This window comes from Streptomyces iconiensis (genome assembly GCF_028657195.3).
GTDB classification, from domain to species: Bacteria; Actinomycetota; Actinomycetes; order Streptomycetales; family Streptomycetaceae; genus Streptomyces; species Streptomyces iconiensis.
This window is the reverse complement of record NZ_JANCPR020000006.1, coordinates 101751-127764: the sequence shown is the minus strand read 5'-3', so window position 1 is coordinate 127764 and position 26014 is coordinate 101751. Positions and strand designations below refer to the sequence as shown.

19 protein-coding genes, 1 tRNA gene, 1 other RNA gene and 2 pseudogenes are annotated in these 26014 nt (G+C 70.4%); 11 read left to right on the top strand and 12 right to left on the bottom strand.

Annotated elements, in window-relative coordinates; translation table 11 throughout:
- Positions 1-13 precede the first annotated feature (13 nt).
- Positions 14-367 (top strand): hypothetical protein, encoded by a 354-nt coding sequence (locus tag NMN56_RS07860; RefSeq protein ID WP_274044420.1) that lies wholly within the window; start codon positions 14-16, stop codon positions 365-367.
- Between the two features lie 389 nt (positions 368-756).
- Positions 757-2568 (top strand): S9 family peptidase, encoded by a 1812-nt coding sequence (locus tag NMN56_RS07855; protein ID WP_274044421.1) that lies wholly within the window; start codon positions 757-759, stop codon positions 2566-2568.
- Here the strand turns inward: NMN56_RS07855 and NMN56_RS07850 are convergent.
- The 4 genes from NMN56_RS07850 to NMN56_RS07835 all read right to left on the bottom strand — a co-directional run bounded on the left by NMN56_RS07850 (position 2495) and on the right by NMN56_RS07835 (position 7235).
- Positions 2495-3511, bottom strand: coding sequence for an SURF1 family protein (locus NMN56_RS07850; RefSeq protein WP_274044422.1), 1017 nt, complete (start codon positions 3509-3511; stop codon positions 2495-2497). The genes NMN56_RS07855 and NMN56_RS07850 overlap by 74 nt on opposite strands.
- A gap of 191 nt (positions 3512-3702) precedes the next feature.
- Positions 3703-4983: a DUF4232 domain-containing protein gene (locus NMN56_RS07845; RefSeq protein ID WP_274044424.1), complete on the bottom strand. Its 1281-nt coding sequence runs from the start codon at positions 4981-4983 to the stop codon at positions 3703-3705.
- The gene (locus NMN56_RS07840) at positions 4980-5555 is read right to left on the bottom strand and encodes a SigE family RNA polymerase sigma factor (protein ID WP_274044425.1); all 576 of its coding nucleotides are present in this window, start codon (positions 5553-5555) and stop codon (positions 4980-4982) included. The genes NMN56_RS07845 and NMN56_RS07840 overlap by 4 nt, the downstream gene beginning before the upstream one ends.
- Before the next feature lie 399 nt (positions 5556-5954).
- Positions 5955-7235, bottom strand: coding sequence for an aspartate kinase (locus NMN56_RS07835; protein WP_274044426.1), 1281 nt, complete (start codon positions 7233-7235; stop codon positions 5955-5957).
- 342 nt (positions 7236-7577) lie between these two features.
- Between NMN56_RS07835 and NMN56_RS07830 the strand changes: the two genes are divergently transcribed.
- Positions 7578-8363 (top strand): vWA domain-containing protein, encoded by a 786-nt coding sequence (locus NMN56_RS07830; protein ID WP_430542496.1) that lies wholly within the window; start codon positions 7578-7580, stop codon positions 8361-8363.
- Positions 8364-8456: 93 nt separating this feature from the next.
- Positions 8457-9182 (top strand): ArsR/SmtB family transcription factor, encoded by a 726-nt coding sequence (locus tag NMN56_RS07825; protein WP_274044428.1) that lies wholly within the window; start codon positions 8457-8459, stop codon positions 9180-9182.
- Here NMN56_RS07825 and NMN56_RS07820 read toward each other — a convergent pair.
- From NMN56_RS07820 to ffs, 5 genes are all read right to left on the bottom strand, one after another.
- Complete coding sequence (locus NMN56_RS07820; RefSeq protein WP_274044429.1) at positions 9169-9828, bottom strand: DUF5063 domain-containing protein; 660 nt, start codon at positions 9826-9828, stop codon at positions 9169-9171. The two genes, NMN56_RS07825 and NMN56_RS07820, sit on opposite strands and share 14 nt — an antisense overlap.
- Positions 9829-9966: 138 nt before the next feature.
- The gene (gene recR / locus NMN56_RS07815) at positions 9967-10566 is read right to left on the bottom strand and encodes a recombination mediator RecR (RefSeq protein ID WP_274044430.1); all 600 of its coding nucleotides are present in this window, start codon (positions 10564-10566) and stop codon (positions 9967-9969) included.
- A gap of 140 nt (positions 10567-10706) precedes the next feature.
- Entirely contained in the window at positions 10707-11042 is a 336-nt protein-coding gene (locus NMN56_RS07810; RefSeq protein WP_274044431.1) for a YbaB/EbfC family nucleoid-associated protein, read from the bottom strand.
- Between the two features lie 411 nt (positions 11043-11453).
- Positions 11454-13850 (bottom strand): DNA polymerase III subunit gamma and tau, encoded by a 2397-nt coding sequence (locus tag NMN56_RS07805; protein ID WP_274044432.1) that lies wholly within the window; start codon positions 13848-13850, stop codon positions 11454-11456.
- A gap of 44 nt (positions 13851-13894) precedes the next feature.
- Positions 13895-13989, bottom strand: an RNA gene (ffs, locus tag NMN56_RS07800) — signal recognition particle sRNA small type.
- Positions 13990-14062: 73 nt separating this feature from the next.
- Here ffs and NMN56_RS07795 point away from each other — a divergent pair.
- Positions 14063-14147, top strand: a tRNA-Ser gene (locus NMN56_RS07795).
- A gap of 361 nt (positions 14148-14508) precedes the next feature.
- Here NMN56_RS07795 and NMN56_RS07790 read toward each other — a convergent pair.
- Positions 14509-15501 (bottom strand): annotated as a pseudogene (locus tag NMN56_RS07790) (M28 family metallopeptidase); the annotation flags it as partial.
- A 411-nt stretch (positions 15502-15912) separates the two neighbouring features.
- Between NMN56_RS07790 and NMN56_RS07785 the strand changes: the two are divergent.
- Positions 15913-16080: pseudogene (locus NMN56_RS07785) on the top strand (S1 family peptidase); the annotation flags it as partial.
- Between the two features lie 29 nt (positions 16081-16109).
- The gene (locus NMN56_RS07780; RefSeq protein WP_274044555.1) at positions 16110-16232 is read left to right on the top strand and encodes a hypothetical protein; all 123 of its coding nucleotides are present in this window, start codon (positions 16110-16112) and stop codon (positions 16230-16232) included.
- A gap of 469 nt (positions 16233-16701) precedes the next feature.
- Here the strand turns inward: NMN56_RS07780 and NMN56_RS07775 are convergent, their stop codons facing one another.
- Positions 16702-17151, bottom strand: a complete 450-nt coding sequence (locus NMN56_RS07775; protein WP_274044433.1) for a DUF5707 domain-containing protein — start codon at positions 17149-17151, stop codon at positions 16702-16704.
- Between the two features lie 511 nt (positions 17152-17662).
- A complete protein-coding gene (locus tag NMN56_RS07770; protein ID WP_430542505.1) occupies positions 17663-18898 on the bottom strand; it encodes a M20 metallopeptidase family protein in 1236 nt (411 codons plus the stop codon).
- A gap of 1453 nt (positions 18899-20351) precedes the next feature.
- Here NMN56_RS07770 and NMN56_RS07765 point away from each other — a divergent pair.
- From NMN56_RS07765 to NMN56_RS07750, 4 genes are all read left to right on the top strand, one after another.
- Positions 20352-21281 (top strand): D-alanyl-D-alanine carboxypeptidase family protein, encoded by a 930-nt coding sequence (locus NMN56_RS07765; RefSeq protein WP_274044435.1) that lies wholly within the window; start codon positions 20352-20354, stop codon positions 21279-21281.
- 787 nt (positions 21282-22068) lie between these two features.
- Positions 22069-24411, top strand: coding sequence for a sensor histidine kinase (locus NMN56_RS07760; protein WP_274044544.1), 2343 nt, complete (start codon positions 22069-22071; stop codon positions 24409-24411).
- Entirely contained in the window at positions 24408-25091 is a 684-nt protein-coding gene (locus NMN56_RS07755) for a response regulator (protein ID WP_274044436.1), read from the top strand. The genes NMN56_RS07760 and NMN56_RS07755 overlap by 4 nt, the downstream gene beginning before the upstream one ends.
- Before the next feature lie 282 nt (positions 25092-25373).
- Positions 25374-25754: an SCO4225 family membrane protein gene (locus NMN56_RS07750; protein WP_280842796.1), complete on the top strand. Its 381-nt coding sequence runs from the start codon at positions 25374-25376 to the stop codon at positions 25752-25754.
- Positions 25755-26014 lie beyond the last annotated feature (260 nt).

Below are 26014 nucleotides of genomic sequence, written 5' to 3'. Positions count from 1 at the left end.
GAGACGAGTGCGCATGGACGAGAAGACGCACATACCGCAGAGGGAAGCCGCGGGGAGCACGCGGAGCGAGCAGCCGGTGGGTGGTGCGCTGCTGCTTCCGCAGGACGAGCGGGAGCGCTTGGAGCTTCAGCTCCGGCAGGCCGTGAACGGTTTCGTGGAGAACCCGCATGGCGCCGTACAGGAGGCCGACAACGCGTTCGACGCCGCGGCCACCCGGCTGACCGAACTCCTCGCCGAACTGCGGCAGTCGATCCGTACGAGCTGGCGCAACGGTACGGCTCCCGAGCAGGGCCCCGCCGACACCGAGGCGCTGCGGCTCGCGCTCCAGCGCTACCGCGAGCACACGGAGCGGCTGCTGCGGCTCTGAGCCGTCGGCACGTGGCTCCGCCGAGCGGAGCCGGGCGCGTACCTCAGCGGCGCCGAGCCGGACGTGTGCGGCCGTGTGCGGTGCACCTACGGCCGGGCACGCACCCCGGTTGCGGCCCGTGCACGTGACGCCCGCGCACGTGAGGCCGTGCACGTGATGCCGTGCACGTGACGCCGTGCACGTGACGCCCGTACATGCGCGATCCGTACACGGGCCGCCGTACGCACGCCGGATCGCCCGCCCGCCCCAGCCCGGGGCGGGCGGAACCGTGTGCGGGGCCGTAGCGCGGGGCCCGTGTGCGCCCCGCTCCCGGGCCCCGTTCCGCGTTCGTGAGGGCGGAATTCCCCCGAGCCCGAACGCTTCGCCGTGCGCGCGACACAATGGAGCGCATGGATCAGAACGCAATGCCCGACTGGGAAAAGCGGTTCCGGGCGCCGCGCGTCTCGCTGCCGGAGTGGGCCGAGGACGCGCCCGACCGGTCGCTGTTCGTGTCCAACGCCACGGGCACGTTCGAGCTGTACGCCTGGGACCGTACGACCGGTGCGCAGCGGCAGGTCACGGACCGGCCCAACGGAACGACCAATGGCACGCTGACACCGGACGGCCAGTGGGTCTGGTGGTTCTCCGACACCGATGGCGACGAGTTCGGCGTGTGGATGCGCCAGCCGTTCGCCGGAGGCGAGGACGAGCCCGTCGCCACGCTGCCCGCCTCGTACCCGGCCGGGCTCGCGATCGGCAGGGACGGCACGGTCGTCGTCGGCCGCTCGACCGACGAGGACGGCTCGACCGTCCATGTGGTCAGGCCCGGGGGCGGGGAGCCGGTGGAGATCTACCGGCACAGCGAGTCAGCCGGGATCGGCGACCTCTCGCGTGACGGCTCACTACTGGTGATCGAGCACACCGAACACGGTGACGCGATGCACTCCGCGCTGCGCGTCGTGAACCCCGACGGCTCGACCGTCGCCGAGTTGGACGACAGCGAGGGCGGCACAAAGGACCTGGGCCTGAGCGTCCTGGGCTTCGCGCCCGTGGACGGCGACCCCCGGCTGCTCGTCGGCCACCAGCGGCGGGGCCGGTGGGAGCCCATGGTGTGGGACCCGCTGTCGGGCACGACAAAGGAACTGGACCTGGAGCTTCCGGGCGACGTACTGGCGGAGTGGTATCCGGACGCCGGCGCGCTGCTGATCGTGCACAGCTTCCAGGCGCGCGACGAACTGTGGCGCTACGACCTGGAGACCGGCGAGCGCACGCGTATCGAGACGCCGCCCGGTTCCGTGATGGGGGCGACAGCGCGCCCTGACGGCACCGTGGAGTTCCTGTGGTCGTCGGCCGCGCTGCCGCCTCAGGTGCGCTCCACGTCGGGCGCGACCGTGCTGGACCCTCCCGGGATGAAGGCGCCGGGCTCCGTACCGGTCGAGGACGCCTGGGTCGAGGGGCCTGGCGGGAAGATCCACGCGCTGGTGCAGAAGCCGCAGGGCGAGGGCCCGTTCCCGACGGTCTTCGAGGTGCACGGCGGCCCCACCCACCACGACACGGACTCCTTCGCCGGACAGCCGGCCGCCTGGGTCGACCACGGCTTCGCCGTCGTACGCGTCAACTACAGGGGCTCGACCGGGTACGGGCGCGAGTGGACCGACGCGCTCAAGCACCGCGTGGGTCTGATCGAGCTGGAGGACGTCGAGGCCGTACGCGAATGGGCCGTCGGCTCGGGCCTCTCCAACCCCGACAGGCTGGTGCTGGCGGGCGGTTCGTGGGGCGGATACCTCACGCTGCTCGGCCTGGGTACACAGCCTGAGACCTGGGCGCTGGGGCTGGCCGCCGTGCCGGTCGCGGACTACGTGACCGCCTACCACGACGAGATGGAAGCCCTGAAGTCCATGGACAGGACGCTCCTGGGCGGCACGCCCGAGGAGGTCCCTGAGCGCTTCGAGGCATCGTCACCGCTCACCTATGTGGACAAGGTCCGGGCCCCGGTCTACATCTCGGCGGGCGTGAACGACCCGCGCTGCCCGATCCGTCAGGTGGAGAACTACGTGGAGCGCCTGGAGCAGCGCGGTCACCCGCACGAGGTCTACCGCTACGACGCCGGGCACGGCTCGCTCGTCGTGGAGGAGCGGATCAAGCAGGTCAGGCTGGAGATCGACTTCGCGTTGCGTCATCTTCCTGGGGCCGCTCAGGCTCCTGGGGCTGCTCAGGGCTAGCAGTCGGGTCCTCAGGGCTAGCCGGGTCCTCGGGTCCGGCCGAACTCCCTGGTCCGGCCGGGTCCTCGGGGTCGGCCGGATCCCCGGGACCGGTCGGCCCTTCGGGGCCGGCCGGAATGAGTCCGAGTGCCGTGTCCCTGGCGATCTCCGACTCCCTGCGGAAGAAGCGGAACCACATGAAGAGAACGAATCCGGCGAAGACGAACCACTGCGCGGTGTAGCCGAGGTTCTGGAACGCCTTCATGTCGAGGCCGGTGTTGTCGGGTGCGACCGGCGGCACCGGCCTCAGTGGCTTCTCGGGATGCTGCTGCGTGACCCAGGCGTTCTCGACCCCGTACGGCACCACGTTCACGAGCGCCGCGGCGCTGATGAAGCCGAGCTGCCCCTTGGGGAGTCCGCCCGAGGCGCCGGAGACCGCGTCGTTCTGCGACTCCGACGCCTGGAGTACGCCCTTGACGGTGACCTCGCCCTTCGGCGGCGGGGGCACGCGTGCGGGGTCGGCGCTGCCGGGCAGCCAACCCCGTACGACGGGAAGCGCCTTCGCCTGCTTGCCGTCCGCGTCGCCTGCGGCCTTCGCGCCGTCCGTGGCTTTGGTGCCGTCCCCGCTCCCGGCCCTGTCGACGCGGAGCAGGGAGAGGACGTAGAAGCCCTTCTTCTCCTTGACCGTGCGGTCGGGGACGAGGAGGGGGTGACCGGTGTCGTAGCGGCCCGTGGCCTCGGCGGTGCGGCCGACCGTGGCCTCGGTGACGGGCAGCAGGTCAGCGAGGGGCTCCGCTCTGGCGTGCGCCGACTTGTCGGCCTGCTGCTGCTGTTCCTGATGGCGGTCGACACGCGCGTCGAAGCGGCTCAGCTGCCAGCTGCCCATCAGCAGACAGACCGGAATCGCCAATACGGCGAAGATGTTGATCCCCCACCACCGCGGGGTGAGCAGAAACCGGTACACGCCTCCCACGGTACGTGCCCGCCGACACCGCCCCTGCGGGCGGGCCCTGCTTATACGGAGCCGGAGCCGAAGGAGGAACCGGGCCCCAGGCCCGGGACAGTTTCGTGCGGGCGTTCCATGCGGGCTATACGGGGGTGCCGATGTGCGCACCGTGCCGTGCAAGCCGTCCGGCCGTGCCGATGTGCGGGGACCTACGACGCCGGCAGGACTCCGGTGCGGTAGACCGTGCCTCCGCAGGCGCCGTCCAGCTTGGTGCCCGCGGCTGCGGGTGAGCCGACCTCGGGGGTGTGGGAGACCACGACGCTGGGCTCGCCCGAACCGTTGCCCGGGTCGCCCGTTCCCGCGCTGCCCTCGCCCGGCGTCGTGCCCGTACCGCCGGCGCCGCCGCCGGAGTCGCCGCCCGCGCTGTCGTCGCCGCCTGTGCCGCCGGCGGTGTCGGGGTTGGACACCTCGTTGTTCGCCTGACTGTTCTTCGGAGACGGACTGTCGCTGGAGCAGCCGGAGCCGCCGTCCTTGGGCACCCACGCGAACTTGACGAGGTACGAGGCACCAGGCCGGAGCACCAGTTCGTCGCTGGCAGCCGCCGGGTCACCGAGACCGGGCGCCGGGTCGCCCGGCGTGTGATCCATTATGGCGACGCGGGCGCGTTCGGAGCCGCCCTGCACATTGGCGCCGACCATGCCCTCGCCCTCGACCGTGCAGGCGTCGCCCGAGGTGTTGGTGACACGGAAGCTGCCGTAGACCTTGCCCTGCCCGTCGGGCTCACCGGTCTGCGCCGAGCCCTCACCGAGCTGGTCCCTGCCGCAGGTGGGCGCGCTGGCGGTGAGCGTCTCGCTGGGGTCGGCGCTGCCGTTGCCGGGACCGCCGGAAGGTGAGGGCTCGGCAGAGCCCTTGCCCTTGCCGTCCTTGTCCTTGCCCTCGCCCTTGCCGTCCTTGCCCGTCTTGTCGCCGCTCTCGCCGTCGTGCTCACCCGTTCCGCCGTCGGGACCGTGCGTCTGGCCCTGGCTGCTGGAGGCGGTCAACGGGTGCTTGTCGTCGCCGATTCCGGGCACCACTCCGCCGTAGAGCAGCGTAGGGACGCCGACCACCGCCACGAGCGCGGCGGCGACGGCGCCGACGAGGGCCTGGCGGCGGTGTGTTTTGCGTGCCGGCACGGCACGGCGGAGGTGGTCGAGCGAGTCCTCCGAGGGTTCCAGATCGCGGACGCTGTCCCGGAGGAGCCGCCGGATGGCCTCCTCCTCGGCCGCCAGGGGCTCGTCCGGCGCCGGGTGCGTGCCGGACGCCGGGTGTCCGCCGGGTGTCCGGGGTTCGTCGCCACCCGCCGCGGACATGCCGTCGGCCGAGGGGTTCGGTGACGTGCCGTCGGACGTGCTTCCGGGGTGCGTGCTGTGCGTGCCCTCGGGTGAGGTGCCGCTGCCGGACGTGTCGTCTCCGTGCCGCCCCTCGCCCGGGTTTCCCAGGCCCTCGTTCATGACGCGGCCTCCATGGCGGTGCGGAGCGCGGCGATACCGCGTGAGCCGTACGCCTTCACGGAACCGAGTGAGAGCCCGAGAGTCTCGGCCACCTGCGCCTCGGTCATGTCGGCGAAATAGCGCAGCACCAGTACTTCGCGCTGGCGTCGCTGCAGACCTCGCATCGACTTGATCAACTCGTCCCGTTCGAGCTGTTCGTACGCTCCCTCCTCGGCGCTCGCCATGTCGGGCATCGGCTTGGAGAGCAGCTTCAGCCCGAGGATGCGGCGGCGCAGCGCGGAGCGGGAGAGATTGACGACCGTCTGCCGGAGATAGGCGAGGGTCTTCTCGGGGTCGCGCACACGCTTGCGCGCCGAGTGAACGCGGATGAACGCCTCCTGTACGACGTCCTCGCACGAGGCGGTGTCGTCAAGGAGGAGAGCCGCGAGCCCGAGCAGCGACTTGTAGTGGGCGCGATAGGTCTCGGTCAGATGGTCGACTGTGGTGCCCGCTGCCATCGCGTCGTCAGTATCCCCACGCTGTCCGAGCGGGCGTGCGGGGCGAGCGGCAGGCCAGGGCGCAATCACGGGCATGCCCCCGACGCTTCCGCCGGTGCCCGCAGGGGCCGTTGCGATTCCGAATACCTCTGCCACGCCTGTTTGACACGCTTCCCCCCGTCAGGGTTGTACGCCAAAGGCACTGTGACAGCGAACGCGCAATATGCCCTCATGCGTACCAGCTCTTCCTCGAAACCCCGTTTTTCACCAGACGTCCCGGTCTGCTCCCCCGCCGTTCGCGGGACCTGGTGGCGAACAAAGACGCTCCCCGCCAGCCTGCCGGTTGCAGGGGGCGGGGAGCGAAATTGTCTGTCAGAGAGCGTCACTCTGACCAGTGGACAAAGCACACACGGCGGTCACATCTGTTTCACGAACGGCCGCGCGTAGGCGCGTGCGTAGATCCGGCTACGTACGTCCGTCCGTCGCGGGGCCGCCTTAACGTCCCGAACCGCCGTAAACAACCGCTTCATCGGTCTCGCTGTCCAGGCCGAAGGCCGTGTGCACAGCGCGTACCGCCTCGTTCACGGCCTCCTCGCGGGTCACCACGGAGATCCGGATCTCGGAGGTGGAGATCAGCTCGATGTTGACCCCTGCGTTGGAGAGCGCCTCGAAGAAGGTCGCCGTCACACCGGGGTTGGTCTTCATCCCGGCGCCGACGAGGGAGATCTTGGCGATCTGGTCGTCGTAGCGCAGCGAGACGTAGCCGATCGAGCCCTGCGCCTTCTCCAGCGCGCTGATGGCCTTCTTGCCCTCGGACTTGGGCAGCGTGAAGGAGATGTCCGTGAGGCCCGTCGAAGCGGCGGAGACGTTCTGCACCACCATGTCGATGTTGACCTCGAAGTCCGCGAGCACGCGGAAGATCGCCGCGGCCTCGCCCGGCTTGTCCGGCACCCCCACGACCGTGGCCTTCGCCTCGGACGTGTCGTGCGCGACCCCCGAGATGATCGCCTGCTCCATCGACTCTTCCCCTTGCCCGTCCGGCTGCTCGTTGCTGACCCACGTGCCCTTCAGGCCGGAGAAGGAAGACCGCACGTGGATAGGGATGTTGTAGCGGCGTGCGTACTCCACGCACCGGTGCAGCAGCACCTTGGAACCGGAGCTTGCCAGCTCCAGCATGTCCTCGAAGGAGATCCGGTCGATCTTCTGCGCCTTCGACACGACCCGGGGGTCGGCCGTGAAGACGCCGTCGACGTCCGTGTAGATCTCACAGACCTCCGCGTCCAGCGCGGCGGCCAGTGCGACCGCCGTGGTGTCCGAACCGCCGCGGCCGAGGGTGGTGATGTCCTTGCTGTCCTGGGACACGCCCTGGAAACCGGCGACGATGGCGATGTTGCCCTCGTCGACCGAACTCTTGATGCGGCCGGGCGTCACGTCGATGATCCGCGCCTTGTTGTGCGCGGAATCGGTGATCAGACCGGCCTGACTACCGGTGAACGACTGTGCTTCATGGCCGAGGGATTTGATCGCCATCGCCAGCAGGGCCATGGAGATTCTCTCCCCGGCGGTCAGCAGCATGTCGAACTCGCGCCCGGAGGCGACAGGAGAGACCTCTCCAGCGAGATCGATCAGCTCGTCCGTCGTGTCACCCATCGCCGAAACCACCACGACAACCTGCTTGCCGTTCTTCTTGGCTTCGACAATTCGCTTGGCAACGCGCTTGATGCCCTCGGCATCGGCAACGGAGGAGCCGCCGTACTTCTGCACGACAAGGCCCACGTGTGCTCGCTCCTCGAATCACTCTTCGGGACCCCTGTACTCCGTGCGACGCTGCCCGGAAGGGCGGGATCCACTGATCGGCTCAGTGTAACGACCGGACGGGGCCCACACCCGTCCAGCGAAACCCCTGCCCGCTGCTTCCCCGACCACACGAAAACGTGATCCTGTTCACGCTGTGAGGGGGCCCACGACGACTCCCCCTGACGGCCCCACCACGGCCCAGGTCACGCCGCGTACACCCGTACCGTACGGATGCGCGCGTGCCCGGGTACGGACACTCGCCCCGTACGGACACCAGCCACGTACGGAAACGCACTCGACCAGCAGCAACAGGAGACCGACGTGGCCATCGACTACGTGAAGCGTCCGAGCGCGACAGACGCGGGCAGCGGGGGCACAGGGGGCGGGGCTCCCGCCGTCAGCCTGGAGAAGATCAGCGCACGGGCACCGGGGCTGGTGGACCTCTACAAGACGGCGAAGGTCTCCCTGGAGAAGGCGGGACTGACCGGGCAGCGCGCCGCCGTCTACTTGGTGCTCGACCGCTCGGGCAGCATGCGTCCGTACTACAAGGACGGCACGGCCCAGAACCTCGCCGAACAGGCACTCGGGCTCGCGGCGAACCTGGACGACGACGGAACCGTTCCCGTGGTCTTCTTCTCCACCGATGTGGACGGCATCGCCGAGATAGGTGTCGACGCCTACGAGAACAGGATCGGTGACCTGCACGACGGGCTCGGTCACATGGGCCGCACGAACTACCACGTGGCGATGCAGGCCGTCATCGACCACTACGAGGCGTCCGGCGCGACCGACCCCGCACTGGTGATCTTCCAGACGGACGGCGGCCCTTCGTCACGCGCCGCAGCCGAACGTCTGCTGTGCTCGGCGGCCCGGCTTCCGCTCTTCTGGCAGTTCGTGGGCTTCGGCGACACGGACGGCACCCAGTTCGACTTCCTCCGCAAGCTCGACGAACTCCCCGTTCCCGCCAAGCGCGTCGTGGACAACGCGGGCTTCTTCCCCGCAGGCCCCTCACCCAAGTCCCTGTCCGACGACGCGCTGTACCAGAACCTGATGACGGAGTTCCCTTCCTGGCTGGCGGCGGCGCGGGAGGCCGGCGTACTGCCGTAGCGGGGGTGAGCGGCGCTACGGCGCGTCTCCCCCATGGCGGATTGAGCGACGCTTCGGCCGGGGGCGAAGTGAGCGCGGGGCACAATCGTGCGTATGGACACCGAGCGGGACGCGGCGCCCGGGCTGGCGGCCGTCGCGGGGTTGCTGGCCGACGGGACGCGGGCCGCGTTCTGCCTGGCGCTGCTGGACGGGCGGGCGTGGACGGCGACGGAGCTGGCGCGGCACGCGGGGGTGGCGCCGTCCACGGCGACGGAGCACCTGAACGCCCTTGTGCGCGGCGGGCTGTTCAGCGAGGTGCGCCAGGGACGGCACCGCTATGTGCGCCTCGCCGACTCCCGTATCGCCTCGCTCGTCGAGAACCTCGCTTCGCTCGCGCCCGAGCGCCCCGCCGCACCGGCGCCCTCGCTGTCGGCCTCGGGGCGCAAACGGGCTCTCGCGTACGCACGCACCTGCTACGACCACCTCGCGGGGACCGTGGGCGTCGCGGTCACCGACGCGATGACCGGGCGCCGACTCCTCGACTGGGAGCAGGGGCTGCGCCTCACCCGGGCCGGTACCGACTGGCTCGACGGGCTCGGCGTCACCGTTGCCTCCGGCACGCGCAGGCCCTCCGTACGCTCCTGCCTGGACTGGACGGAGCGCCGCCCCCACCTCGCGGGTGCGGTCGGCGCCGCGCTCTGCTCCCACGCGCTCGAAGCCGTCTGGCTCGTGCCCGTCGGCACCACGCGCGCGCTCACACTCACCCCGCTCGGCCAGGAGGCCCTGGCCGAGAACCTGGGGCTGTCGCTCAACCTGGAGCCGTCGCTCAGGAGTTCTTGATGCCCAGTGGTTCGGCGATCTCGGCGGCCATCACGGCGCCGGCCTCGTCCTCCAGCGAACGGTCCTCGGTGGCGTTGCTGTCCGTGTCGAGCCCGTTCAGCTCGTCGAGGGGGGTGTCGAGGCGCACGTGGGCGACGAGGGACTGGAGTGCGCGGAGGGCGGCGGAGGCGGTGGGGCCCCAGTTCGACAGGTACGAGAACTGCCACCACCAGAGGGCCTCGCTGACGCGCCCCGCGCGGTAGTGCGCCATACCGTGCCGCAGGTCGGTCACGACATCCGCCAGATCGTCCGAGACGCGGCAGGCCACGGGCGCCGTGCGCGGCACATAGGGGTCGAAGACCTCGGAGTAGACGTCGACGGGATCCAGCAGCGTGGCCAGCCGCTCCCGCAGATCGTCCACGTCGGGCTCGGCACCGATGTCCGGCTCGTACCGCTCGTCCGGAACGATGTCCTCGTGTGCGCCCAACCGCCCACCCGCGAGGAGGAGTTGCGAGACCTCCAGAAGGAGGTACGGAACAGCGGCGTCCGGGTCATCGCCCTTGGCGACCTCGGAGACCGAGACGATGAAGCTCTCGACCTGATCCGAGATCTGGACGGCGAAGTCGTTGGGGTCGTCCTGGATCGTGTTCAGCGTCGCATCAGACATCGGGCAACCTTCTCCCCTTGAGGGCCCCGTAGCGGCGGTCGCCGGAACGTCGGGGCGTCGGCATGGGTGGCATGGGCGGCGTGAGAGGGGCCGGCGAGGTGGCTGTCTCTTCGGCCTCTTCGGCTGTCCCGCCTCACGTCACACATCCAGGAGCCGCCTTCCTTCGAAGGCACGCCCCAGGGTGACCTCATCCGCGTATTCCAGGTCTCCCCCGACGGGAAGACCGCTCGCCAGGCGCGTCACCCTCAGACCCATGGCGGACACCATCCGCGCGAGGTACGTGGCCGTGGCCTCGCCCTCCAGGTTGGGGTCCGTCGCCAGGATCAGCTCGGTGACCGTGCCGTCAGCGAGTCGGGCAAGCAACTCCCGTATCCGCAGGTCGTCGGGGCCGACGCCCTCGATCGGGCTGATCGCTCCGCCCAGTACGTGGTACTGGCCACGGAACTCACGCGTCCGCTCGATCGCGACGACGTCCTTGGGCTCCTCGACCACACAGATCACGGCCGGGTCCCGGCGCGGGTCGAGACAGACTCTGCACCGTTCCTCCTGCGCGACGTTGCCGCACACGGCACAGAACCTGACCTTCTCCTTGACCTCGGTCAGCGTGTGCGCGAGCCGGCGCACGTCGGCGGGCTCGGCCTGGAGGATGTGGAAAGCGATCCGCTGCGCGCTCTTGGGACCGACGCCGGGAAGTCTCCCCAGCTCGTCGATCAGGTCCTGGACCACGCCTTCGTACACGGATGCGCTCCTGCTCTTCCTCGCCTTGCTCTCCGCGCGGCGGACCGCCGCGCCTGCCTGCCCTGCCGTGCGTCTCGGACTCCTGCTCCCCGTACGTTAGTTGCCCGTACGAGCCCCTACCAGCCGCTGACCCGGAAGGGTCAGAAGGGGAGGCCAGGCATACCGCCCAAGCCCTGCGCGAGGGGGCCGAGCTTCTCCTGCTGGATCTCCTGCGCGGCATGGTTCGCGTCGCGTACGGCGGCGACGACGAGGTCCGCGAGGGTCTCCGTGTCCTCCGGGTCGACGGCCTTCGGGTCGATGACCAGACCCTGCAGCTCGCCGGAGCCCGTCACCGTCGCCTTCACCAGGCCACCGCCGGCCGAGCCCTCGACGGGCGTCTCGGCCAGCTCCTGCTGGGCCGCGGCCAGATCCTGCTGCATCTTCTGTGCCTGCTGCAGCAACTGCTGCATGTCAGGCTGCCCACCACCGGGAATCACGACATCGCTCCTGGCTCACTCGACGACATTCCAGAGCTTTCTTGACCAAGCTTCCTGCCAAACAGCTACGAGCCTACGTGCTCCCCGGCCCGGCACCGGGGCCGTGCCCCGAAGTCACGTACGAAGCTGCCTGTGGGCCCGCTCACGCTCCGCCCGTGTGACGACTACCGGTGCGGACTTTTTCCGTGACGCCTACTGGTGGGGCACTTCGGTGAACGACTACTGGTACGGGATTTCCGTGGACGACTACTGGTGGGGCTCTCCCGTGGGCGCCCACCAGTACAGCGCTGCCGTGCACCGGTGCGGCTGCTCCCTGGGGAACGACTGCTGGTACGGCTCCCCGTCCCCCGTGAACGACTACTGGTGCGACTCCCCTGTGAACGGCTACTGGTACGGCTCTGCCATGAACGCCTACTGGTGCGGGATTTCCTCTATGACCGTCGCCCCCAGTTCGCGAACGATCAGATCGTGGCCGGAAAGGGCGGACTCGTCGAGGTCGGGGTCGTCCTCGGCCGGCATGTCCTCCTCCGGCTCGGGCGGCGGCGGAGCGGCCGGAGCCGGAGGCTCGGGAGGCGCGGCCCGGGGAGGCGGCGCTGCGGCTTCCGGTGCCGGCGCCTGGGGCGCCGGTGCGGCGGGCGCCGACCACTGCTGGGGCGGCTGAGGCTGCTGGGGCTGCGCCGGTGCGGGCGCTGTCGCCGCGCTCCGGGCCGACCCTCCGGTTCCTGCCCCGGAGCCGCCGCCGGCCCCGGGCCCGCTAGGGCCCCCGGAACCACCGCCAGAGGGATCGACGATCGCCTCGACCTTCCACTGAACCCCCAGCGCGTCGTTGAGCGCCTGACGCAGTACCTCGTCGCTGCCGCCGTTCGCGAAGCTGTCACGCGCACCCGCGTTCGGGAAGCCGACCTGGAGCGTGGTGCCGTCGAAGCCGACGATCTGCGCGTTCTGACTGAGCAGGATCCAGGTGAAGCGGCGACGGTTCTTGACCGCCTCCAGGATCTGCGGCCACATCTGGCGAATCTGCGCGGGGTCGCCACCGCCACCGGCCGCGGCGGCAGGGGCCGCCGGAGCGGGAGCCTGGGCCGCGGAAGCGGCCGGTGCCGTGGGTGCCGCCTGAGCCGGTGCCGTGGGCGCCGCCGGAGGCGACGACGGGGCCGGCGCCTCGGCAGCGCCCGGCCATGCCCCCGGGCGGCGGGGCGCCTCGGCACCCGCGTCCGCGCCCGGCCCTGCGCCGGACCCCGCACCGGGAGCACCGCCCGTGCCGGGAGCCGTGGCCCCGGGCCAGGCGCCGGGACGCCGCTCGGGCTCGGCGGGCGCGGGCGTGGGGTCGGGAGCCGGGGCCGCCGCGGACGGCGATGCGTACTGGTCGGGGGCTCCGTACTGGTCGGGCGCTCCGTATTGCTCGGACGCCTGGGGCGCTGCGGCTGCGGGTGGTTCGGTGGCCGGGCCGGGCGCGGGCGGAGCCGCGGGTGGGGGGCCAGACGCGGGCGCGGGGGCTGTTGCGGTGGCAGGCGGAGCGGTGGGGGCCGGGGCGGAGTCGCCACCACCCACAGGGCCCGCACCGGTCCCGGGCACACCGCCGGGAGCAGCACCGGGAACAGCCCCTCCGGGGCCGGGAACGCCGCTGGACGCCCCCATGGCGGCGCCCAGCGCGACGCCCCGTTCCAGCCGGTCGAGCCGCGCCTGCACGGACCGTTCGTCGCCGTACGTCGCCGGCAGCAGCACCCGTGCGCAGATCAGCTCCAGTTGGAGCCGCGGCGAGGTCGCGCCGCGCATCTCGGTCAGGCCGGTGTTCACCAGGTCGGCGGCGCGGCTCAATTCGGCGGCGCCGAAGACGGATGCCTGCGCGCGCATGCGCTCCAGCACGTCGTCGGGAGCGTCGATCAGCGTCTTCTCCACCGCGTCGGGAACGGCCGCCAGGATCACCAGGTCCCGCAGCCGCTCCAGCAGGTCGGTGACGAAGCGGCGCGGATCGTGCCCGCCCTCGATGACCCGGTCCACGATCTCGAACGCGCGCGCACCGTCCCCCGCGGCGAACGCGTCCACGACATCGTCCAGCAGCGCGCTGTCCGTATAGCCGAGCAGCGCGGTGGCCATGCCATATGTCACACCGTTCTCACCGGCGCCGGCGAGCAACTGGTCCATCACCGACATCGAATCCCGTACGGAACCCGCACCGGCCCTTACGGCCAGCGGCAGCACCGTGTCCTCGACGGGAATGGCCTCGCGCTCACACACCTCGGCCAAGTGGTCACGGAGCGTCCCGGGCGGCACGAGCCGGAACGGATAGTGGTGGGTGCGCGACCGGATGGTCCCGATGACCTTCTCGGGCTCGGTCGTCGCGAAGATGAACTTCAGATGCTCGGGCGGCTCTTCGACCACCTTCAGCAGGGCGTTGAACCCCGCCGGGGTGACCATGTGCGCCTCGTCGACGATGTAGATCTTGTACCGGCTGGAGGCCGGTCCGAAGAACGCCTTCTCCCTCAACTCCCGCGCATCGTCCACACCACCGTGCGAGGCGGCGTCGATCTCGATCACGTCGATCGACCCGGGCCCGTTGCGCGCCAGGTCACGGCACGACTGGCACTCACCGCACGGCGTGGGCGTCGGCCCCTGCTCACAGTTGAGACAACGGGCCAGGATGCGCGCGCTGGTCGTCTTTCCGCAGCCGCGCGGCCCACTGAATAGATACGCGTGGTTGACGCGGTTGTTGCGCAGCGCCTGCTGCAAGGGATCGGTCACATGCTCTTGCCCGATGACCTCGGCGAAGGTCTCGGGGCGATAGCGGCGGTACAGGGCGAGGGACGACACACCCCCGACGATATAGGCCATGGGTGACAAGTGGCCCCGCTCACACAAACGCCCCTCACGCACCCGCCAGAGCCAACCTACCCTTGCTGCCTTCCGGCCCTGGGGGAGTTCAGTCAGATAGCGCCACGTGAGGGGCTGCGCCCACAGTACCCGATCCCCAGCAGCGGATACGAGTTCGCGAGCAGTCCTCGGAGTCTTGTACAGTTTGCGGCGGAGGATTCGCCTAGTGGCCTAGGGCGCACGCTTGGAAAGCGTGTTGGGGGCAACCCCTCACGAGTTCGAATCTCGTATCCTCCGCCCAGCCTCACCGGGCTGAACGTAGGGCCCCACCGCTCCGGCGGTGGGGCCCTACGTAGTTTCTGGTGCGGTCTTGAGTTCCTGGTGCGGTCTTGGTCGCAGTTGGCGCCTCAGCTTCGGGGGGCTTCCGGGAGCGGTGGGGTGATCAGGCTTTGGCCGCTCGGTGAACTGGCCCGGGGGGCTCGGTCCTGAAGATCGTTCGATGGTCGCAGGGGTCTGTGCGGCAGCGGTCAGTTCATGGTTCGCGAGGAGCGAGCGCGCCGCTGGGCATGCGCACGAGGCCGGTGCGGTGCGGCCTTCTCCGGCCTGCGTGCGCCTGCTGCTGCTCCTGCTCCTGCCTCTAGGAGGTCGTCTTCGTCCGTGGGGCGGTGGCGCTGCCTACGCCGAGTGTCCAGATGGCGTGGGCGAGCGCGTCGCTGTTGCGGTCGAGTGCGGTGTCGCTGATGTTGCTGGTGGTGTCGCAGGAGGAGTGGTAGCAGCGGTCGAATGCCTGGCCCGCCGTGCCGCCCCATTTCTGCGCCTGCGCCGTGGTCTTCGTCCGGCTCGCCCCGGTGAACAGACCTCCCACCGGGATGCCCGCGTTCTTGAAGTTGGCGTGATCGGAGCGCCCGTCACCCTCCGTCTCGATCTCCGTGGAGATGCCCTTGGAGAGGTACCAGTCCTTGAAGACCTTCTCGATCTTCGGGTCGTCGTCGTAGACGAAGTAACCGGGGTTCGGCGAGCCGATCATGTCGAAGTTCAGATAGCCGGTGAACTTCGCGCGCTCCGCCGCCGGCAGCCTGCTGACGTAGTTCCGCGAGCCTACGAGGCCGCGTTCCTCGGCGCCCCACCAGCCGAAACGCAGATGCTGCTCCGGCGCCGAGCCCGCGCGGGAAACGGCGAGCGCGGTCTCCAGGACGGCCGCCGAACCGGAGCCGTTGTCGTTGATGCCGGGGCCCGAGGTGACCGAGTCGAGGTGGGCGCCCGCCATCAGCACTGTGTTGGGGTTACCGCCGGGCCAGTCGGCGATCAGGTTCCAGCCGGTGGTGCCGCCCGAGGTGAAGGACTGGAGCGTGGTGGTGTACCCGGCCGCGTCCAGCTTGGCCTTGATGTAGTCGATGGAGGCGCGGTAACCGGGGCGTCCGTGGGCGCGGTTGCCGCCGTTGGCTGTGGCCAGGGACTGGAGCTGGCTCAGGTGCGCCTTGACGTTGGCCACCGGGATGTCGGGCGCCGCCAGGGCTGAGGGGGAGGCTGCGGCCGGTGCCGGGGACGGCGCCGCCAGCGCGGACGCGCCCGCCGGGATCAGCAGACCCATGGCTGCGCAGGCCGTGACGAGGTGGCGTACCCAAGATCTTCGTGCAGTGCGTATGGACATGGAGTGCTCCGGATTCCGTATGAGATGGGAACGGAACGTGCGGGCTCCCCGCGCAAGGGTGGACGCGGGGAGGTGGAGCTGTTCAGTGACGCTTGATGCTCGGGCGCCGGGAGTGCCGCGGCAAGCCGTAAACCGGACAGCGCCCGCTGGTTACCGGCCTTCTGTGAACGCGGGGCACCGGACTTCCGCCGGCGCGGGCCGCTCCGACACGCGTGCCAACGCGTGCCGACGCGTGCCGACGCGTGCCGCGGTCGGGGCCGACCAGGAACAACACGCCGCTCCGGGGCTGCGGCTGGGGCGGCAGCGCGGCTGCGGCTGCTGGGGGCGCTTTTGCTGGTGTTCCGTGCCGCGCGAAGGGGTTGCTGGTGTTCCGCGCCGACGGGCACCGACACTCGGATCCTCGGCTGGGGAATGACCTGCGAGGGCGGCAGCGAGTGCCCAAACCCGCCGGTCCGCCTGCAGGAACTGGACACCAGGATCGTCCCTGACGGCCGATGCAGCGAGAACTACGACGCGGACAACGAGCTGTGCACCGACAGCCCCACCAAGAACGCGATGGCGTGCGTCCTCGACTCGGGCGGGCCGCAGATCAAGGGCCGTCCCGGGCAGTGGGAACTGATCGGGGCCACCAGCGCGACGGCGACGCCGATCCGAAGTGCGCCACCGGCCCCGGCATCTACACCGACCTGACCGCCCACCGCGACTGGATCGAGCCGACCATCTCGAAGTGACCGCGCCATCCGCTTGCACGCGGCGACGCGTTGGTGTTCTGCGCCCTGCCGCGCAGGACTTGGTGACCCGCCCGCTGCCGCGTTGGGTCCCGCCGAAGTGACGGACGCCGGGCCCGCGCCGGCCGGTACGACGCCGCTGGCGCCGATCGCCCGCCTGCTGGCCGAGAGGAACGAGCACACCACCGGCTTCCCGGACGAAGGGTGGGCAGCCCTCTCGCGAGTTCGAAGCCCGCGTCCTCTGCCCCGCTCTGCCTCAGCGGGTTCAGCGGGCTCAGCGCGGGACCCCATCGCTTCGGGGGTGGGGCCCCACGTAGTTGCGGGCCCCGTAGTTGGCGGGCCTCACGCAGTTGCGAGGGCCCTCGCAACTGCGGGGTTCGCTCTCAGCGAACGCCTACCGGGGCGCGTTCCAGGTGGGTGGGCTCCGGGGTGCCCTCGCGCCCTCGCGGCTTCTGGTGGGGGCCCGGAGGGGTCAGCGGGTGACGGTGAAGGTCGCGGCGTCGGGGGCGAAGGCCGTGTCGCCGTCCTTCGCGGTCGCCAGTGCGGAGATGTGCCAGGTGCCCTTGGGCAGGTCGGCGGCTTCCTTCGGGGTGACCTTCAGGGTGTAGGTGCACTCGGAGGTCTCCGTCGTGGACTTCTTGCAGGTGGCGCGTTCGGCGGTCGCCATTTCCTTGGCGGTGGGCTTGAGGTCCGAACTCTTCGGCCAGGCCAGGACCTTGAGGTTCCGGATCCCCGAGTCGTCGGTCACCTTCGCCGTGTAGGTGAGCGAGCCGTCGGTGTCGGCGGTCGGGGCGGCATAGCGGGCCGAGCCGTTCTCGATGGTCGGTTCGCTGGACGCGGTGGCTGATGCGACGCCACCGATCGCAAGGCCGCCAATAACGACGGCACCAATGAGTGACGGAACAACGATGCGCTTGGACATGGGAATTCTCTCCTCAGAAACGTGATCCGGAATGCGTGAATGGCGCCGGTGCGGTGTTCCCGGGAAACGCGAAGAAAGCGTTGAGTGCTGAACAAAAGGACCGGGAACAACCGGTTGCCGATGCGTTCATCGACGTAATCGAGCCTATGGCCGCCGGAGTGCGTGGTCCTCAGGCTCTGGGACGAACACTTCCTGCAACCAGAGATAGAGAACGGTGCGGTACGCCTCCACCGGGCGGCGTGCGGGTGCCGCAGGAACTGGGAGTTCGTCGGTCCGGAGGGAGGGAACCGGTCCGGGGCACAAGGAGCCGGTCCGGGGCACAAGGAGCCGGTCCGGGGTACTGAGCAAGTCGCGCATCGGGCTGGTCGTGCGTGCGGGGCGCTTTTCTCTTCACCGTTCTCTTCACTGGGCTTCGGAGACTCCGGGCTTCCGGGCTTCCGGGCTACATCGTGTTGTCTTCTTCTGAACGGGGGCGATGGAAGAGCGGTGGTGACCCGGCGGCTGGAATTCGTCACTCCCCTGTGCGGAAAGTGTGGGCGTGGCCGTGGGACAGGTGGTGGGTGCCATGGGTGCGGGTGGCGAGCCAGCCGGCCATCGCTCGTACGCCGAGGCCGATGGCGCGCTCGTCCGGGGTGAAGTCGGGGTAGTGCGGATAGCTGGTGGTGATGGGCGCTTCGGGGGTGCGGACTCCCAGGAAGGTGTAGGTGCCAGGCACGCGGTCCAAGTAGAGAGCGAAGTCGTCCCCGTTGAACGGGAAGGCGGCATGCAGGCGAGTGGTCGCGTCGCGGCCGAGCGTGTGGCGCAGATGGCGGGCGAGCCTGCGCGCGTCCTGTTCGGGGCAGACCATGGCGGGGAAGGGCTCGCGGGGGAAGCTCACCCTGGCCCCGGCGTACGACTTGGCGAGGCGGCGGATGTCCTCGCGTACCTCCACGTAGCGCTCCTCCGGCCAGCAGCGGGAGGCCACCTCCACCTTGGCCGCACCGTCGACGCCGTCAGCAGCCTCCTGGACCCTGGCCCGAGCGGCCACGAACCGGGCCAGCGGCCCGTTGGGCGTCTGCACATCGGCGACCATCCGCTCCAGGTCGGCGGGCTGCTGCGGCGGTGTCACCGTGGCGAGCGCGCCGATGTCGGCGGCCAGTCGCCGCGCCGCTTCGGGCGCGTCCGTACCCGACAGTGCCACTTCCGGACGGTCCTGCCCCGGCAGCCCGTAGCCGGGGGTCACGGCGAACTGCCCGAGCGGGAACGGGCCGCAGTGCAGCGCGTGGATCTCCTCGACGCGGGCGTGGAAGCGGGTGCGGTCCAGCACGCGCCTTTCCAGCATCGCGCGCGCACCGGTCAGTGCCTCCTCGGCCGGCTGGAAGAGGAACACCACCGTTCCGCTCAGGTGTTGCCGCAGCCGCGCCAGGACCAGGGCGATGCCGATGGCCACCGTGGTGTGGATGTCGTGCCCGCAGACATGAGCGGGCGCAGCGCCGCCTCCCACGATGTCGCGGCCCGGCACCGCGTCCATGTCGGCCCGGTAAGCGACGGTCCGGCCCGGATGCGCGCCCCGTAGGACGCCGACGACGCCGTGGCCGCCTATTCCGGTGGTGACGGCCAGCCCGGCCTTTCGCAGTTCCCGGGCCACCGCGCGTGCGGTACGCCGTTCCTGGCCCGGCGCCTCGGGGTGCCGGTGGAGGTCACGCCGCAGGGCGATCAGCGCGCGTTCCAGGTGCGCGGTCTGTGTGTCCACCGCGCTCCGGGCCAACGGGCCTTGTTCTGCTGCCGCTTGCTCGGCTGCTCCTTGCTCCGCTGTCCCTTGCCCCGCTGCTCCTTGCTCCGCTCTTCCCTGCCTCGCTGTCCCTTGCCCCGCTGCCTCTTGTCCCGCCGCGCTTTGCACAGCCAGCCGCCTCTCCCCGTAGGCGGCGGCCCTGTCCGCTGTTCCCCCTACGAGGCCCGCCGCTCCGGCTGCTGCTGTGCCGGCGAGCATGGTGCGGCGGGCGAGAGCGTGTTCCATGGGTTGCTTCACTGTTTCCCCCAACGTGAAAAACCTGCGTGTGGACTTCCGGCTCCCTGACGAGGCAGTGGGTCCCCTGACGTGGCAGTCGGCTCTCGGCCGTGCGGGGCGTGCGCGTGCGGCGTAGAGCCTGTGGCGTGGGCCGGGCCGTCACCGCTCGGCGAGGAACCCTCTGCCGCCACGATGGCCGCGCACAGCCGCCATTGCCCATGCGGCTAGCACCCCGGAGGGAGTAGGCGTAGGCCCCTTCGCCTTCGACGGCTCGGGGTGACGGGTAATCGCTCACTACTGGATGGTCGAAGCGCCTTTGCGTGCCAGTAGTTCGCCGAAGTTGGTTCCGTACCGCCTGGTGGCCGCGCGGCTGGAGCGTTGGGGCGGCTGTCGGTCCGGTGGGCTCACGGTCGGGCGGACGCGTAGTCGGACGGGATCGCGGTCCGATGAGTTCGCGGCGGTCGGGCGGGCTCGCACTTTTCCGGAGAGCCGTGAACTTTTCCGCCGGGTCCGTCATCGAACCCGTTGTCCGACCGTCCTCGACGCCGCAGTCGCGAACGCCGTCGCGCCGGTACGGGCACATCCGAGATGACCGAGGTATGCGTGCTCACCGCGCGCCCTCCTCACCCGAACGGAGAGGCATGCGTGGGAGGTTCACGGGGGCTGCCTGGGCCCCGCTCTGCCTCGCCGCGCGCACGGAGCCGGCGCCCACTTGGCGTGCCGCCGGCCCGCGAGCACCACCCGGTGCCGTCCCTCCCGTACCAGGTCGGCGGACCGAGACGCCAGAACGGGTTCGCCGCCGTACCGGTGTCTCGTAACGGTCCTCGTAGTGGTCCTCGTAGTGCTCCTCGTAACGAGTCCTCCTAGCGGGTCCCCGTAAACGGGCCCCTGGTAGCGGTCCTCGTCCAACGGGGTCCGGTCCAAAGGGCCTCAGGGGGCCACCGAGGTCCACCGGGGTCAACCGGGATCCACCAGGCCCAGGGACGGGAGCGGCATATACGAGCGTCGTAGCGCACCGGAGCTGTCGTGCTCCAGGTGCTGCACGGCAGAGCCATCGCGCCCCGAATACGTGTCGGCAGCCCTCGGGCTCCACACGTGCTGAAGCCGCGAACGGTCCTGGTTCCGGCGCGGAAGGCCGGTACCAGTAGTCAACCGGCATCCACGGCGCTCAGTCCCACAACCGACCAATCCCGCAGATGCGGAGTTTTTCGCCATGAACGCCAGAATCCTGACCGGACGCAAGGGCATCACAGCCCTCGCCACCGGCGGCGTCCTGATCGCCGCCACCGCGATAGTCGCGCAGGCCGTCCCGTTCGGCGACTCCCCGCCGTCCGTCGAGGCCAAGGGCGCCACGCTGCTGGACAACGGGAAGGGCAACTCGCTCTACGCCAAGGACGCCAATACGGTGCGCCCCCAGGCCAGCACGACGAAGATCATGGTGGCCTCCGTTGTCCTCGACAACAAGAATGTCGACCTGGAGCGCAAGGTTCCCGTCCGGCAGCAGTACCGGAACTACGTCACCAAGCACCACGCCAGCACGGCGGACCTCCAGACAGGGGACAAGGTCACGGTCCGCCAGTTGCTCTACGCGTCCCTGCTGCCCTCTGGAGCCGACGCGGCCTACGCGCTGGCCGACACCTTCGGTACCGGCGACACCCTCGCCGAGCGTGTCCGGTCGTTCATCTCGAAGATGAACGCGAAGGCCCAGGAACTGCATCTCCGCAAGACGAAGTACGAGACCTTCGACGGCTCCGGCAAGGACGCCACCACACCGACCGAACTGGCGAAGCTGGCCCGGCACGCCATGAGGAACGACACCTTCCGCAAGGTCGTCAAGACCAAGAAGTACAAGGGCGACGCCCCGGCCGCCAACGGCCGCACACGCACCTACGCCTGGACCAACACCAACCGGCTACTGGGCGCGTACGACGGAGCCATCGGCCTCAAGACCGGCACCACCAGCCGCGCAGGCAAGTGCCTTGTGTTCGCGGCCAACCGGGGCGGCAAGACCGTCGTCGGTACGGTGATGGACAGCAAGGACCGGTACAACGACGCGGCGAAGCTGCTGGACCACGGCTTCGGCACCGACGACGCCAAGGACCTGGACATCCGCGAACTGCCTTCTGGCTCCCACGACGACTGACCCGGCCGGGCAGCCAGTGGGGGGTAGCTGCGTGGGGGTGGCTGGGTGGCCACGTGTTCCCGGTACGGTCACGTGCTATCGGTATCGCCACGTGATCTCGGTACGGGCACGTGTTCCTAGTAGGGGCACGCGTTCCCGATAGGGGCCCTGGAAAGCGTGAAGGGATGCATAGGGTGCGGCGCCTCGCGAATACGCCGCCTCGCGAGCACGCCTCACGCCTTCGCCTCCGAGGTACGCCTCCTGTGCGTTCACCGCCCGGCCTCACCGGGGGAACACAGGGCCCCACCGCGACGACGGTGGGGCCCTACTCGTGCGCTACTGGCGCGCTGCCGACGCGATTCGTGCCCCTACTGGTGCGCTACTTCCTTCCGATGCCCTACTGGCGGGTCAAGTGGCGAAATGGTGAAGCGGCCTACTAGAAGTCAACGGAATCGACGGGCCAGTTTTCTTCCCTCCCATAAGGGCCGACACGAGCTCGTACGGGTCGCCACAAGTACGCGGTGCCGAACGCTCCCCCAGTAGTCGCCCCCATCTCGTGGCGTTCGCCCGCCCCTACAGGCGGCCGGGGCCGGGGGCGAGGCCGGGGCCAAGCCTCGGCCCCGGCCCGGGGTCGACCGGGACCTGGCGTCGATCGGGAGCGAGCACCGACCGGGGGGCGAGCACCGATCGGGGTGGGCACCGACCGGGGATGAGCGCGGGAGGACGGTCTATATCTCCGGTTAGAGGCGGTGCTCGACCCGCGGCCCGATGCTCTTGGCCCCCGTGTGTCCATAGCCTGATACACGTGATGAGGCACCTGAAGGAACGAACCGACGACCGGCTCCTCCCGGCCCTGCTGCTCGGCGCCCAGGCCGTGGCGTGGCCCGGGTTCGCGCTGCTGCGCGGGGGCGCGCCGACGGCGGCGGAACTCCTCTCGGTCGCCCTCGTCGGCGGCCTGGTCGCCGCCGCGCTCATGGCCCGCCGCACTCACCCGGTGCCCGTCCTCATCCTGGTCGCCGCCGCGTGCGCGGTCGGCGCCGGGCCGCTGCCCGCCGGCGCCGTGGCTGTGCTCGGTACCGCCGGTGTCGCACTGGCCCTGTTCACGGTTGCCGCCGAACGGGACACCACCACCGGGCTGCTGTGTGTGGCCACGCTGGTGGTCTGGCAGCTCGTGCACGGCCTGAGCCTGCACGGACTCGGCGGCAGCCAGGGGCTCGATCTTGTCCTCACAGCCCTGCTCTACGCAGCCGCCACCGGCACGGGGCTTCAGGTGCGGCGGCAGCGGAGCGCCCGGGAGGCCGCCGAGCGCCGTCTGCGCCGGGCCGAGACCGAACGGCACCGGCTTCCGGCGGCGGAACGGGGCCGGATGGAGAGGGAGTTGCACGACGTCAGCGCTCACCACCTGACGGCGGTGGTCGTGACGGTTGAGGCGGCGCTCGGATTGCGTGAGCGCCGCCCGGAACTGGCCGAGCAGGCGGTGCGGTTCGCCGCCGAGACAGGCCGCGAGGTGACGCGGGCGCTGAGCGCGGTCAGGGCGCCCGCGCCCTCGTCGGACGACCTGCCGCTGCCGGAGGAGCGGCTACGGGAACTCGTGGCCGGTTTCCGCGCCCTCGGCCAGCCGGTGACCAGCCAGACCGACGCGCTGCCTGAAGGCTCCATCGGGGATGCCGTGTACGGAATCGTCCGCGAGGCGCTGACCAACGCAGTACGCCATGCCTCCGGCGCCCCCACCACCGTGCGATGCACCTATGGGGACACGCACACGGAACTAGTAGTGCACAACGATCCGCCGGACGCCTCCTCCGCTCGTACACCGCGCGGTGAAGGACTGGGCGGCGGGCGCGGCCAGAACCTTCTGCGCGGCCGGGCGCGGGAGGCGGGCGGCACGCTCACCAGTGGGCCCACACCGGATGGGGGCTGGGAGGTACGGGCGCTCCTGCCGGGACGGACCGCGGCGTCACCTGTGGCAGCCGTTCCGCGCACGTACCGTCTCGCACAGTTCGTCGCCGCCGCGGGTCTGTGCTTCCAGCCGCTGCTGCCGTTCCTCGTCATCCAGAGGAACACGACGCCGACCGGGCCCGGCGTCTCCGCCGGCGCGCTTTTCGCGCTGCTCGCCACAGCACAGGCGCTCGCGCTGCTGTGGCTGCGACGGGCTCCCCGTACAGCACTGAGCGCACTACTTGTCCTCACCGGGGCCTGGCCTGCGGCGATGTCCGTGAGCGAGTACACGGGGCCGGTGCTCCTGCCGCCCGGCCTGAGCATGCTCGCTACCTGTGTCGCGCTCACCACGGTGGCGGCGCGCGGCCAGAACGTGGGCGTACCGCGTTTCGTCCTCCCCGTCGTTGCCGCCCTTGTGCACGCGGCTGCGGTGACCGTCGCCGTACTCGACCGTGGAACCGCCACATCTGCCTGGGCGGTCGCCGCTATCACGACCGCAGCGGCGGCGCTGGCGGCTGCCGCCTCCTGGTACGCCGGCACCCGGTACGGGAGGCGCCGGCAAGCCGCCCAGGACACGCAGGAGAACCGTGTGGCCACATGGACGGAGGAGGCCGTACGGGACGCATGGGCCGAACGCCGCCGCATCACCGTCGGCCTGGAGACAACCGTGCTGGCCCGCACGGCCGAGGTGGTCGAGCAGGCGGACGCGGGACGGCTCCCGGAGACGGCGAAGCGCGCACGCAAAGCGCTGGCCGCCATGCGGGCCCTGCTGGAGACGGTCCGGGCCGGGGAACAGTACGGCGAGCTCCAGCCACAGCCCACGCTCCAGGCCCTCGACCTGCTCGCCCACCAGACCCGAGCCACCGGCCGACAGGTGGAGGTACGGCTCACCGAACGGGTGCCCGAGCGGCTGCCGTCAGGGGTGGACCTCGCCGCCTACCGCGCTGCCGAGACCGTGCTGAAGGCCGGTGGCGACGACCCTGCCACCCTCGTGTTCGACACCGAGGGCCAGGACCTGACCCTCACCGCGACCGGCGTCCCCCGCGCCATCCGCCTCCCCGCGAGGGAGCGGCTGGAGGCACGGGTCGCGCCGCTCGGTGGCACCCTGGCCATCGAACAGCCGGGCACGCTCCTGTTGCGCCTGCCCCTGACCACCATCCCGAGCGACGGGTCCACCACCCCGCGCCGGGGAGACGAGGAGGAAGCCCGATGACCCTGACGGTGATGGTCGTGGACGACCAGATCGTCGTGCGGGCGGGCTTCGCCGCCGTCATCGACGCCGAGGAGGACATGACGGTCGTCGGCGAGGCCGGCGACGGCGCCGAAGCGGTGAGCCTCGCCGAACGGCTCGCGCCTGACGTGATCGTCATGGACGTACGCATGCCCGGCCTCGACGGCATCGCCGCCACCCGGATCCTCACCGGGCGCGAGAACCCGTCCCGCGTTCTGGTACTCACCACCTTCGACCTCGACGCCTACGTCTTCGACGCCCTACGTGCCGGCGCATCCGGGTTCCTCCTCAAGGACGTACAGGCCGCCGAACTGCTGCACGGCATCCGGGTCGTGGCCACGGGCGAGAGTGTCCTCGCCCCTTCGGCGACCCGCCGCCTCATCGGTCACTACGCCGCCGGACCTTCCGCGGGACGGCGACCCGGCCACGACTCGTCGGTCCTGGACCGGCTGACCGCCCGTGAACGCTTCGTCCTCACCCTGGTCGCCTCGGGACTGAACAACGCGGAGATCGCCGAGGAACTCGACATCACCGTCGGCACCGTCAAGTCCCATGTGAACGGGCTGCTGCGCAAGCTGGAACTGCGCGACCGAGTGCAGGCGACGATCCTCGCCTACGACCTGGGCCTCGCCCGGGCAAACCCACCGAGACCGCACAGCTGACCCCCTCCCCTGCCTGCTCTGTCCCCCTCCTCTGTCCCCCTGCCCCGTCCTGTCCGTCCTGTCTTGCCCTGCTCTGTCTGGGCTGACCCACGACTGTCCCGTTTCGAACCTGGTGCCGTGCGGCTGTGTGGCCGAGCGCAACTGATGTGCCGTGCCGCGGCCGGTGCACCGCCGTGCAGGTCCGCCCGGTCCAGGTCAGTCCGGCACGGAGCGAGTCGGGCACGGTCCCGCCCCGTCCGAACCAGTCCGGTCCGATCCGCCAGTGAGACGAACGTTGAAACCATGAGCACCGCGCATAAGGAGCCCACCGCCATGACCGATTCCGCTTCCTCCCGTCCCGCCCAGCGCTTTGGACGCTTCCTGCGCAGAGCGCTCAGCACGGTTCTCGCTCGCGTCTATCTCGCTGTATGCGCTGGCCTGTTGATCTGGGCCCTGGTGGAGAGCTCTCGTGACACCGCCGACGCCTCCCTCGCCGGAGTGTGGCCGTTGATCGCGACCGCGCCCGTAAGCATGATCATGATCGTGCTCCCGGACGACGTGTCCATGTTCGTCATTCCCGTCATCATCGGAGCCCTGGTGAACGCCGTGCTCATCGGCTGGTGCGCCAGCGCCCTGCGCCAGGGCTGGCAGACGGGCCGGGGCGGCTCGGGACCGACCGCCTGAGAGTCGCACTACTCCGCGCGGGGCACGGCGATACGCCCCAGACCGACACCGGCCAGGCAAGACGCAGACGGGCGACGCGGAGACGAGCGGGCAGGGCAGGGGCGGGTGGGACCGGGCAGGGTGGGACCGGGCAGGGTGAGGCAGTCGGTCAAAGAACCAGACCGAGCCCGATACGAAGCATCGGACCCCCGAAGCACCCCGTCTCCGCGACCCCGACGGATCAGGCGGACAGTGCGATGTCGTGCGTGACGCGTTCCGCG

Excerpts from the sequence above, each read along its gene's own strand:
- NMN56_RS07860 (WP_274044420.1), top strand. The coding sequence starts at position 14 with ATGGACGAGAAGACGCACATACCGCAGAGGGAAGCCGCGGGGAGCACG.
- NMN56_RS07855 (WP_274044421.1), top strand. The coding sequence starts at position 757 with ATGGATCAGAACGCAATGCCCGACTGGGAAAAGCGGTTCCGGGCGCCG.
- NMN56_RS07845 (WP_274044424.1), bottom strand. The coding sequence starts at position 4,983 with ATGAACGAGGGCCTGGGAAACCCGGGCGAGGGGCGGCACGGAGACGAC.
- NMN56_RS07840 (WP_274044425.1), bottom strand. The coding sequence starts at position 5,555 with ATGCCCGTGATTGCGCCCTGGCCTGCCGCTCGCCCCGCACGCCCGCTC.
- NMN56_RS07825 (WP_274044428.1), top strand. The coding sequence starts at position 8,457 with ATGGACACCGAGCGGGACGCGGCGCCCGGGCTGGCGGCCGTCGCGGGG.
- NMN56_RS07820 (WP_274044429.1), bottom strand. The coding sequence starts at position 9,828 with ATGTCTGATGCGACGCTGAACACGATCCAGGACGACCCCAACGACTTC.
- NMN56_RS07775 (WP_274044433.1), bottom strand. The coding sequence starts at position 17,151 with ATGTCCAAGCGCATCGTTGTTCCGTCACTCATTGGTGCCGTCGTTATT.
- NMN56_RS07765 (WP_274044435.1), top strand. The coding sequence starts at position 20,352 with ATGAACGCCAGAATCCTGACCGGACGCAAGGGCATCACAGCCCTCGCC.
- NMN56_RS07760 (WP_274044544.1), top strand. The coding sequence starts at position 22,069 with ATGAGGCACCTGAAGGAACGAACCGACGACCGGCTCCTCCCGGCCCTG.
- NMN56_RS07755 (WP_274044436.1), top strand. The coding sequence starts at position 24,408 with ATGACCCTGACGGTGATGGTCGTGGACGACCAGATCGTCGTGCGGGCG.
- NMN56_RS07750 (WP_280842796.1), top strand. The coding sequence starts at position 25,374 with ATGAGCACCGCGCATAAGGAGCCCACCGCCATGACCGATTCCGCTTCC.